Annotated in this window: 9 protein-coding genes; 8 read left to right on the top strand and 1 reads right to left on the bottom strand. The window is 33.6% G+C overall.

Annotation, left to right across the window (positions count from 1 at the left end):
* Window positions 1-127: 127 nt before the first annotated feature.
* From aceA to WAF17_RS12585, 3 genes are all read left to right on the top strand, one after another.
* Window positions 128-1,444: an isocitrate lyase gene (gene aceA / locus WAF17_RS12595; protein WP_338759931.1), complete on the top strand. Its 1,317-nt coding sequence runs from the start codon at window positions 128-130 to the stop codon at window positions 1,442-1,444.
* Between the two features lie 313 nt (window positions 1,445-1,757).
* Window positions 1,758-3,530 carry a hypothetical protein gene (locus WAF17_RS12590; RefSeq protein WP_338759928.1) on the top strand — a complete coding sequence of 591 codons (1,773 nt, stop codon included), beginning with the start codon at window positions 1,758-1,760 and terminating at the stop codon, window positions 3,528-3,530.
* Entirely contained in the window at window positions 3,527-4,954 is a 1,428-nt protein-coding gene (locus WAF17_RS12585) for a hypothetical protein (RefSeq protein ID WP_338759926.1), read from the top strand. Before WAF17_RS12590 ends, WAF17_RS12585 begins: the two co-directional genes overlap by 4 nt.
* Window positions 4,955-5,020: 66 nt before the next feature.
* On the opposite strand, the gene WAF17_RS12580 is transcribed toward WAF17_RS12585, so the two are convergent.
* Window positions 5,021-5,176, bottom strand: a complete 156-nt coding sequence (locus tag WAF17_RS12580) for a hypothetical protein (RefSeq protein ID WP_338759923.1) — start codon at window positions 5,174-5,176, stop codon at window positions 5,021-5,023.
* 405 nt (window positions 5,177-5,581) lie between these two features.
* On the opposite strand from WAF17_RS12580, the gene rfbB reads away from it, so the two are divergent.
* From rfbB to WAF17_RS12555, 5 genes are all read left to right on the top strand, one after another.
* A complete protein-coding gene (rfbB, locus tag WAF17_RS12575) occupies window positions 5,582-7,363 on the top strand; it encodes a dTDP-glucose 4,6-dehydratase (RefSeq protein WP_338759920.1) in 1,782 nt (593 codons plus the stop codon).
* Window positions 7,364-7,561: 198 nt separating this feature from the next.
* Window positions 7,562-8,653 (top strand): hypothetical protein, encoded by a 1,092-nt coding sequence (locus WAF17_RS12570; RefSeq protein WP_338759916.1) that lies wholly within the window; start codon window positions 7,562-7,564, stop codon window positions 8,651-8,653.
* Window positions 8,654-8,741: 88 nt separating this feature from the next.
* Window positions 8,742-10,046, top strand: coding sequence for a sulfatase-like hydrolase/transferase (locus tag WAF17_RS12565; protein WP_338759913.1), 1,305 nt, complete (start codon window positions 8,742-8,744; stop codon window positions 10,044-10,046).
* A gap of 120 nt (window positions 10,047-10,166) precedes the next feature.
* The gene (locus WAF17_RS12560) at window positions 10,167-11,255 is read left to right on the top strand and encodes an alkene reductase (RefSeq protein WP_338759910.1); all 1,089 of its coding nucleotides are present in this window, start codon (window positions 10,167-10,169) and stop codon (window positions 11,253-11,255) included.
* Window positions 11,256-11,394: 139 nt separating this feature from the next.
* Complete coding sequence (locus tag WAF17_RS12555) at window positions 11,395-11,913, top strand: metallophosphoesterase family protein (RefSeq protein ID WP_338759909.1); 519 nt, start codon at window positions 11,395-11,397, stop codon at window positions 11,911-11,913.
* Window positions 11,914-11,916: the final 3 nt, after the last annotated feature.

The raw sequence follows: 11,916 nt of genomic DNA, 5'->3' as shown, positions 1-11,916 counted from the left end.
ATCCTTAACTGGACACACAATAAATCGAAAAGCACAAACACACACCTTTCTATAAATAATTAATAAAAAACAATTCAAAAACAGGTTACTAGAAACTATTTACTGGTAACTATAAAACTGAAAAACTATGTCTAAGCAAAACGGAACGTCGAACAAATACGCTCACAGAAGTGCAGCAGAATTAGAAAACGAATGGGCAAACTCGCCACGTTGGAAAGGTGTTACTAGAGATTATACAGGAGAAGATGTAGCTAAATTACGTGGTTCTGTAAAAGTAGAGCATACACTAGGACGTATGGGTTCAGAGCGTTTGTGGGATCTTATCAATAATGAGCCTTACGTAAATTCATTAGGAGCAATTTCTGGAAACCAAGCCGTACAACAAGTAAAAGCTGGTTTGAAAGCAATTTATATGAGTGGATGGCAAGTAGCAGCAGACGGAAACAATGCTGGTCAAATGTACCCAGACCAAAGTTTGTACCCTGCTGATAGCGTTCCAAAAATGGTAACTCGTGTAAACAATGCACTTTTGCGTGCTGACCAAATCGAACAGGCAGAAGACGCAAACTCTGTACACTGGTTAGCTCCAATCGTAGCTGATGCAGAAGCTGGTTTTGGTGGTGTTTTGAATGCTTTTGAGCTTATGAAAGGAATGATTGAAGCAGGTGCAGCAGGTGTACACTTTGAAGACCAACTTTCTTCTGCCAAAAAATGTGGACACATGGGAGGAAAAGTACTAGTTCCTACTAAAGAAGCTGTACAAAAACTAAAAGCTGCTCGTTTGGCTGCTGACGTTTTGGATGTTCCTACTGTTTTGATTGCTCGTACAGATGCAAACGGTTCGTTCTTGATTACAAGTGATATTGACGAAGTAGATAGAGAATTTATTGCTGATGAGCCTCGTACAGCAGAAGGATTTTTTGTTTTGAAAGGTGGAATTGAAGCTGCCGTAGCTCGTGGTTTGGCGTATGCTCCGTATGCTGATGTAGTTTGGTGTGAAACAGGAAAGCCAGATGTAGAAGAAGCTCGTTATTTTGCAGAAAAAATACACGAAAAATTCCCAGGTAAATTATTAGCGTATAACTGTTCGCCTTCATTCAACTGGACGGCTAACCTAGACAAAGACACTATCGCTACTTTCCAAAAACAACTTGGCGAGATGGGTTACAAATTCCAATTCGTAACGCTTGCAGGTTTCCATAGCTTAAATATGGGAATGTATGATTTAGCATTGAAGTATAAAGCAGAAGGAATGGCTGCTTACTCTCGTCTTCAAGATATGGAGTTTGATTACGAAGAAAAAGGCTACACAGGAACTAAACACCAACGTTTTGTAGGTGCAGGTTATTTTGACCAAGTAGCACAAGCTATCGTAGGCGAAGGCTTATCTACTGCTGCCTTGAAAGGTTCGACGGAAGAAGAGCAATTTCACGATGCAAAATAAGGTGCTTAATATTTAGTTTTTCTTCTTTTTAGAAATAATGAAACCAAACTATCTCTTTTTTTGAGGTGGTTTGGTTTTTTTATTAATATTTCATAAATATTTATTATATTTAGAGTGCTAAAATTATATATTCATGTTTCAAGTAAATTACTTATGCCGAAAAAATCAAAGAGTAAAAAGAAAAGAATTTTTAATTTAATTCCTTATTCGCATTTGTAATAAACAATCAATGTTTTTTTGTACCTTATTATGAACTTACGTAAATTACACTGTGCTGCAAAAAAAACTATGTGGTTCTTAACTTCAAAAACCTATGAAAACAAATTGGCAGGATATAAAAGAAGGCATAAGAAAGGATATTGATAATCTCTTTGATGATAATGTAATTGATACCTTTTTAGAAGTTCTCAAAATTAGTGATAGGGGAAATAAGAGTAATAATCTTGCAGGAATACGTAGAGGTTTAGAAACTCGCTATATTGAGGAAAAATTCGGAAAATTTCCAGAAGCTCTCAAAGATATTGTAGGAGATATTGAAGGTTTTTTTAGAAACCTTTATGAATTACTTACTCCTAATAATATTCCCACAGGTACATTAGGTTATTTATTCAATCGTTTTTTTGATGATATACCTCTAAATTCAAGAGAAGTTCGAAACAATTTCTTTACAGACCCTAAGCATCCTAATCCTAAACAAAAGCCCACATATTTTGTAAATCGTATTTCTTATGGTAAAGAACTCAAAACTATTTATGATTTAAGAAATGCTTTTTCACACAAAAAAGAAGAAATTACTTATCCAACCTTTGTCAAAAAACTTAATGATATTGGTAGTTCTTATGAAGACATAAAAAGTGTTGTGATAGCCTATTTAGCCATTACAGAACACTATCTCAATGATTTACAAGATAAAATCAAAGAACAAAATGCTTTAGATTTATCTCCTTACTTGAAAGCTGTAAAAGAAAACTTTATCACACGTTTTAAAAAGTATGTGCAGATTCGTTCAGAAGAAGATTTGAAACTTTCTCGCAACATAAAAGAAAGAAATATTGCCATACATGAGGAAGAAGTAGAAAAAAGGAAGGGTACGATTGAAGAATTACGCAAAAATGGAGAAGTAACAGAAGGGAAAATGTTAATTTGGGCAGATGCAGGAATGGGTAAAAGTACCACTCTAGAATACTTAGCTTATACAGATGCTAAACGTAAATTAAGAGATAACTCTATCAATCTACCTATTTTCTTACAAATGGGATTACTCACTAATACAGAAAAAAGTCTCAAGCAGTATATGCTCAAAGAAATTGAAAAGCAAGTATTGGTAGGAGAAGAATATTTAGAAAATGAACTCAAAGAAGGCAAAATTAATCTTTTTATAGACGCTTTGAACGAAACTCCAGAATACGTCAAAAGCAAAAGAATGAAAGAGATTGAAGAACTCCTAGAGCAATACCCAGAAAACTTCTTTATCCTCTCTTCAAGGAGTAGTGATAACCCTTTTCGCAATATGCCTGTTTTTATACTTCAAAGAATGAACGATGATGAATTGGATGAGTTTTTACTTAAAAACACTAAAGGCTTACCAGAAGTAGCAGGAAAAATCAAAGAAGCAATGAATAATGACCAAAATCTAAAAAGTATTTTGAGGCAATATTTTATGTTTAGTAAACTGATTGAAATAGTTAAAGATACAGGCAAAGTACCAGATGGAGAAGGTGCAATTGTCTATGCTTTCATACAGTCTTTATATGACCGTGAGTACATGGAAAAGAAAGATGATAATTTTAATGAGCGTAATCGTGAGAACATAGACAGAGTATTGGCAAATTTGGCTTATCATATTCTAGAGGAGATGATAGAAGGGAGTAGTGAAAAAAATCCAGTTTTCACAAAAAACAAAGCACTCAATCAATTTGCAGAAGTAAAAAATAAATATGGTTTTTCCTTAGATTTACCCTACGTACTAGATATTTGTAATCAATTAGATATTTTAGAGAAGATAGAAGAAAAGTATCGTTTTTCTCACAGTATTTACATTGGGTTCTTTTACACACTACAAGAACGTATCATTTTAGATTTATGAAAAACTTAGCTCAAAAGATAGAAAACCCCAAATATCATAACTCAATTCGTTACTTTGCACATTTATTAGAAAGTGAAGAAAGATATGATTTCATTTTAAAAATTAGTGAACATAATATTTTTTTAGCAGCTCAAACTGCTACTACCTGTGCTTATGATAAAAAATTAGCCCAACAACTAATTACGCAAGCACAAGAAATAGGGGGGAAAGCCAAAGAAAGACAAGAGGTTTCGGTAGAAGCCATTTTAGCTCTGATAACTTTCAAAAAGTATATTGAGGCTTTTGATTTGTTTTACATTGAAGATGAAAACACTAAAAAATATAAAAATGGTGTTATTACACACCTTGACGATGAAAATATAGCACAAGCAGATGTATTTGCTATTCTCATAGGTTTATCTCCCAACTATAAGGTTGCCTATGATTTTTATAAATCTTTACTAGAACTTAAAATACATCCTAACGAAATTGTTTATAACAACTTAGCTGGTAAAAGTCCAGATTATGAAACTGCCCTTCATTGGTTTAAAGAAAGTCAAGAGAAAAACTTAGAGATAGACATAGATATTTACAACAACTTAATTTCTCAAAGTTTAGATTACAAAACTGCTCTCCATTGGTTCAAAGAAAGTCAAGAAAAAGGCTTAGAGCCAACAATAACGACTTACAACAACCTAATTAGTAAAACTCCAGATTATAGAACTGCTTTAAATTGGTTCGATGAAAGTCAAGAAAAAAAGTTAGAACCAATAGTAGAGATGTATAATATACTAATCACCAAAAGTACAGATTATAGAACTGTTTTAAATTGGTTCAGAGAAAGTCAAGAAAAAGACTTAGAGCTAACAATGACGACTTACAACAACCTAATTGGTAAAAGTCCAGATTATAGAACTGCTTTAAATTGGCTCGAAGAAAGTCAAAAGAAAAACTTAAAGTCAGACATAGATACTTACAACAACTTAATTGGTAAAAGTCCAGATTATAAAACTGCTCTCCGTTGGTTTAAAGAAAATCAAGAAAAGAAACTAAAATCTTCAATACACATTTATCATAACATGATAGCAAATTGTATTCATATACAAGATAAAAAATATCGTTATTCAACAGCTAAAAAGTATTATAGTTTATTATTGCAAGAGTATCAAAAAACTTCAATAATAGGGACGTATCAGTTTATGATACGTCATGCCCCAAATTACATAGAAGCAAAAAAGTACTTTAAAGATTTGGAAAAAGCAGGTTTTCAAGCAGATGCACCTACATTTGAAACTATGTTATCTAAAAAACCAACGTTTAAAGAAAAAATGAAACTAAAAAGAATGATGAAGGAAAGAGGAATCACACTTGATAAATCTAAAGGAGAAGAGAATAACGATGCATTAGAAAGCTTTTTACAAAAACTGAAAAATATGAAAGGTTAAACCGTAACTTCCTGTTATGTACGTAACATGTCTATTTATGGTCTGTGATTTTTTAGTAATTTCAGCTTACATCCACGTATCATTTATTTTCATTTTTTTGATATGCTCTAAAAACAATAGTATATCTTTTGGCGCATATTTTCCCAACCCAAAAAACATGCTCCAAAAAGCCAAAGAACCCTCAAAGAAAAAAATAAAAACCACACTATAATATGATTTCACTTGATAAACTAGAAAATAAACGCTTTTTTTATACAAAAAATCACATTACAATGTTAGTTGAAGAGTTTGGTAAAAGATAAAAAAACAGAAGGCAACAGTTTGGTATTACACAACCTCATTTGGCAGAACTTGCACAAATCAGTTACTCTACCCTACTATTTGCGAAATCCTCGTTGACGGCTGCATTTGAGCCTCAACGACGGTTAGTTTTGTCATTTTTTGTAACTCTCAACGAGCTTTTCAGCGTCGTTGAGGATAAAAACTGCCCGAAAAAAGAAGTAGTTCCTAATCTATTTTACCTTCCCAATCATCTTTATTAAAAAATAATTTGATGGCTGCAATATAGAGTTCTAAAAACTTCCTTATCTTAGCTTTCACAAATCAAAAATTCAAACTATACATTCTATGAAAGCAATTTTGGTAACTGGTGGAGCTGGTTTTATTGGTTCTAATTTTATTCCTTATTTTTTAGATACGCACAAAGATTACAAAGTCATTAATTTGGATTTGCTGACCTACGCTGGCAATTTAGAAAACTTGAGTGAGGTGGAAGAGAATCCTCGTTACGAATTTGTAAAAGGAGATATTGTCAATCGTCAGTTAGTAGAACATCTGTTTACCAAGCACGATATCAAGGGAGTTATTCATTTTGCTGCCGAATCACACGTCGATAATTCTATCACAGACCCAGAGGCTTTTGTCAGAACAAATGTCCATGGAACTTTTACGCTCATCGATGTAGCTCGTAAGCACTGGCAAGATGCACCATTTTCTTATAAAAAAGGCTATGAAGATACTCGTTTCTTGCACGTTTCGACAGATGAGGTATATGGAACTTTAGGAGAAACTGGCTTTTTTACAGAAACTACGCCGTATGCACCCAATAGCCCATATAGTGCCTCAAAGGCAGGAAGTGATTTGATTGTTAGAAGTTATTTTCATACCTACGGATTTGATGTTGTGATTACAAACTGTTCAAATAACTTTGGTGAAAAACAGCATCACGAAAAACTAATTCCTACCATTATCAGAAAAGCTCTTTCTAATCAGCCTATTCCAATTTATGGAAATGGACAAAATATTAGAGATTGGCTCTATGTTCTTGACCATGCAAAAGGAATTGATAAAGCATTTCATAAAGGAGAAAAAGGAGAATCGTATAATATTGGCTCAAATAATGAGTGGAACAACCTAGATTTAGCTAAAAAAATCTGTTCGTTGTTAGATACCATTAAGCCAAAAGAAACAGGTAAGTATGAAGATTTAATGACCTTTGTAAAAGACCGTCCAGGACACGATTTGCGTTATGCCATTGATTCTTCAAAGATAGAAAATGAGCTAGATTGGAAAGCAGATACAGATTTTGATACAGCTCTTACCAAAACAATTAATTGGTATATTGATTTGTATAATTCTGAAAAATTCCAAACAAATTCTACCACTTCTGACTCTGAAAAAAAAGATGAACCTGTAAAGATGCACAGTCGTGCATCTCAAAAAGAGTCTAGTCGTGCATCTAAAGAAGAGCCTGTAATAGAACTAAAAACTAAACCTGTTGAGCCAGTAAAGACGCACAGTCGTGTGTCTCAAGAAAAGCCTATCTATAAATCTACGTTTTCTTCAACTAGCTACGAGAAAATTTTTGATACTGCTAATTTGAATGAATCTTTGGAAGCACTAGCAGAAGTAAAAGCTGCTGTTATTCGCACTAGAAAAGATTATGAGTTTTATCAAGAAAAGGAAAAGGATGCAGAAAATAAAGCTAAAAGAATTATAGCAAAAGCACAAGATGGCAGTTTGGAGTGGAATGAAGCAAACAGTCTAGCTATGGAACTTTTGAAGGAACAAGAACGCTCAAAACAAATGGCTGATGGTGCTTTGAATCAACTGGCAGAATTAGGCAAACTTCAAGACAAAATTCAAAATCACGCCCAAACTGTAAAGACTATCAAAGAGAAACAGCGTGTCAAGATGCCTGATTCTTCAGAAACAATTTCGATGATAGAACGAATGAAAGCCAAAATTCAGAAAGATGAGGTTTTGGGAGATTTGTATGAGGATTTTGGAAAGGATACAGCCAAAAATGACCCTATTTTGAACGAAAAAGTAAATAAGGCTCTTGGCATTGACCCAGAAAAAGATGCCTTAAATGCTCTTAAAAGTAAATTAGGAATGGACAAGAAATAAAAATTATCTATCTCAAAATCAATAGTTTACACTCTTAATTAACTGCATTTTATTTATAAATAAGATGCAGTTTTTTGTGTTCAAATAAACTTTCTGATTCTTTCTAACGTTATCCACACAACTACACATAAGGACAAAGCCACTTAAATCACTTTCCTTTTTTCTTTCCTTCTTAACCACTTCTAACCCTTTGTTTTTATGTCAAATCCGAAAAAAAATCAAAAAGAAGATTCCATTCAAGATAATAGTCAAGATTATGTTCCTAAAAAATCAAAAAGCATAACCAAAACAGTTTGGAAAGTTTTTCGTAAAGCAAAAAAAGTAACTGCACAAGCGAACAGCATTATCAATGGTTCGGTAGGAGATAAGTTTCAAGAACATTCTATTTTGAAGCCTTTAGATATTAAGATGAATTTTTATCATCGTCAAAGTCCTATCAAATTACATAAAGACAGCTTAAAAAAGCGTTCGAATTATTCTTATAATGATAAACCAGTTTCGAATAAAATTTGTATTCTTATTCACGGACTTGTCTATAACGAAACCTGTTGGCAATTTAAAGATAGAAGTGATTATGGCAAAAAACTAGAAGATGATTTTGGTTTTACTCCTTTTTATCTTCGTTATAATACAGGTTTGCATATTTCAGATAACGGACAAGAATTAGCTATTCTTTTGGAAGAATTATATCAAAATTATCCTACAAGAATTGAAGAAGTTTACTTTGTTTGTCATAGTATGGGAGGATTGCTGATGCACAGTGCAGCTTATTATGCACAAGAAGAAGGTTTTGATTGGGTAAAGAAAACAAAGAAAGTCTTTTTATTAGGAACACCTCATTTGGGGTCTTTCTTTGAGCGTTTTGCAAATGTTACTACCAATATTTTGCAGCGTGTACCTAACTGGCATACTCGCTTGGTAGGAAAGGTAATCAATCTTAGAAGTGCAGGAATAAAAGATTTGCGTTATGGCTATTTGAGGGAAGAAGACTGGAAAGGAAAAAATCCAGATTCATTTTTAGAAAACACAAAAAACGAAGTTCCGAAGCTAGAAGGTGTTGAGTATTTTATTATTTCAGGAAGACTGACAGAAGAAGAAACCCATTGGATAAATTGCTTTTTTGGGGATATTTTGGTTAGTAAGAAAAGTGCAAATGCTCATTTTATAGAATCTAAAGAAATTGACTCTGAAAGTAATAACTCCGTTCAATTTGCAAAAACTCATCATTTCAAACTCTTGACAATGAATGAAGTATATGAAAAAATTAAGTTTTGGATAGAGAGGAAATAAAATTCTGAGTTGAAGGTTAAACCTTTTTTGATTTTTCAGGTCTAAATTGTATTCAAACAATTCTTGACACACCAAATCATTATTCTTTATGAAAAATTCTGCTATTTTATTCGTTGTCTTTTTTTCTATTTGTCTATTTTTTGGCTCTTGTAAGGAAAAAGATACAACAGATACTCCCAATCCAACTACTTCGAACTCTCCAAATATTCTCTTCATCATTGCTGATGATATGGGGAAAGATGCTACAAACGGATTTTCAGAAGGAAGTATAAAGCCAACTACACCCAATATTGATAATATCAAAAATACAGGTCTTAGTTTTACTAATTTTTGGGTTGCTCCTACTTGTTCGCCCACTCGTGCAGCTACCATTACAGGAAAGTATGGCTATCGAACAGGTGTGAAATGGGCAGGAGATGTTCTTTCAAACTCTGAAACTGTTTTACAAAGTTATATCAATCAACAGACAAATAATAAGTATGCAACAGCAGTAGTAGGAAAATGGCATTTAGCAGGTTCTGACGAAACATTTAATCCTGAAAATTTTGGTATAGATTATTATGCAGGAATGGTTACAGGAACAGCAAGAAGTTATTTTAATTGGAATTTGACAGAAGATGGAGTTTCTAATAGAGAAACCACCTACATTACCGAAAAATTCACGGATTTAGCGATTGATTGGGTGGGACAACAAGACAAACCGTGGTTCTTGTGGCTTGCTTATACTGCTCCTCATACTCCTTTTCATGCACCACCAACAGAAATGCACTCTCAAGGAGCATTGCCAGAATATACAGAAGGAATGGATGATATACCTTACTACATGGCAGCCATCGAAGCAATGGATTATCAAATAGGAAGACTTTTAAATGAGCTTCCAGCAGAAGAACGAGCAAATACAATTATTATTTTTATAGGAGATAATGGAACTCCAAATCAAGTAGCTCAAGCTCCTTATTCCTCAAGAACAGCCAAAGGAACATTACATCAAGGAGGAATAAATTGCCCTATGTTTGTATCAGGAAATGGAGTTTCAAGAACAGGAACAGATGATAATTTGATAAGTACAAGTGACTTATTTGCTACCATTGCACAACTAGCAGGCTCATCAACCTCTGAAATACACGACAGTAAAAGTTTTAAATCATTACTTACTACTGTTGGAACACATAGAGATTATGTTTATTCAGAAATGAATAGTGATAGAGATGATATTTGGACAATCAGAAATCAGAAGTACAAAATTATTGCAAGTGCATCTGGAAGTGAAGAAATGTATGACTTACAAAATGACCCTTATGAAAATATAAATTTGCTTTCATCTTCTTTATCTAATGAAGAAAATACAGCAAAAAATGAATTAGAAGCAGAACTGAATAGAATTAGAAATTAAGTAAGATTTGTTAAAGATACTTTAACATAACTTTTAAAGAAATCAATGCGTTAAGGATTTGGAACAAACGTTCTAATTTTTTATTCATTGATTTTTTTATTTTAAAATAACAAAGAAGTTATGCTTTTTGATTCATTCAAACTAGGAAATACAACATTACAAAATCGTGTCGTGATGGCACCTCTTACTCGTTCAAGAGCCACAGACAATATTCCAAACGACTTAATGGCAAAGTATTATGCACAGCGTTCGGGTGCAGGTCTTATTATTACAGAAGGAACAAGCCCATCTCCAAATGGCTTGGGTTATCCACGTATTCCAGGGGCTTTTTCAGAGGCTCAAACAAAAGGTTGGAAGAAAGTGGCAGAAGAAGTACACAAAGGAGGAGCAAAAATTTTTATGCAACTTATGCACACAGGTAGAGTTTCTCATCCTTTGAATATGGCAGAAGGAACACAGGTTTTGAGTACCACAACAACTCCAGTAAGTGGCGAAATGTACACCGACCAAGAAGGTGCAAAACCTTATCCAGCAGCCAAATTAATGAGCGAAGATACCATCAAAAATACAATTCAAGAATATGTAGATAGCGCAAAAAATGCAATTAAGGCAGATTTTGATGGTGTAGAAATACATGCAGCCAATGGTTATTTGATAGAGCAGTTTTTAAATCCTGTTGTAAATGGATTGCAAAACGATTATAACGGAAGCAATGAAGCTAGAGCAAAATTTGCTTTAGAGATAGCAAAGAAAACAGTTGCAGAAATAGGAGCAGAACGCACAGGGATTCGCATTTCTCCACACGGTGTTTTTAATGACACAGGTTCTTTCGAAGGCATTGAAGAATTTTATGAGTATTTAGCTAAAGAATTGGGTAAACTTAATCTTGCTTACATTCATATCGTCGACCATTCGCCTATGGGTGCGCCAGAAGTTCCTCGTTCTTTGAAAGAAAAAATTAGAGACACTTTTGGTGGAACAATCATTATTAGTGGTGGCTATGATAAAGAAAGAGCTGAGAAAGATTTGAAAGATGGTTTGGGGCATTTGGTGGCTTTTGGTCGTCCATTTATTTCAAACCCTGATTTGGTAGAAAGAATGAAAAAAGATGCACATCTTAATGAGCCAAATCCAGATACATTCTATACACCAGGGGCAGAAGGCTATACAGATTATCCGACTTTAGAAGAAGAAAAACAAGAAGCGTAGTAGTTTACTATGTCGCTTGTGAAGACCCAAGCAACGGCAAGTAAAGTTTATACAAATAAAAATCCTTTTCTAATTTATTCAGAGAAGGATTTTTGTTTGTAAATTGGTCATTATTTATAGAAACAGAATTGATTATAAAATGAAAATAGGCATTATTTCAGATACCCATTCTTACCTAGACCCACAAGTAAGAAAATACTTCAAAGATTGCGACCAGCTTTGGCACGCAGGAGATATTGGAAATGTAGCAGTTGCCGATGAGTTGGAAGCCTTCAAACCCACTATTTTTGTCTATGGAAACATTGATGACCAAAAGATGAGGATTCGTTACCCTAGAAACCAGATTTTTGAATGTGAAGGATTGAAAGTTTTTATGACACATATTGGAGGTTATCCACCCAACTATAAACCAGAACTTAGAAAACAGTTAGATGAAATAAAACCTAGAATTTTTGTGTGTGGACATTCACATATTTTGAAGATAATGCCAGATAAAAAGCGAAACCTTATTCATTTCAATTCTGGAGCAGCAGGAAAACACGGCTTTCATCATATGAGAACGCTCATACGACTAGAAATAAATAATGCCAAAATTGAGAATGTAGAAGTAATAGAATTAGGCAAACGAGGAACAATTACAGACGAAGATAATGTGTGATTT

The organism is Bernardetia sp. ABR2-2B, from assembly GCF_037126435.1.
Classification (GTDB): Bacteria; Bacteroidota; Bacteroidia; order Cytophagales; family Bernardetiaceae; genus Bernardetia.
The sequence above is the reverse complement of the archived record's forward strand: the minus strand, read 5'-3'. Positions and strand labels throughout refer to the sequence as shown.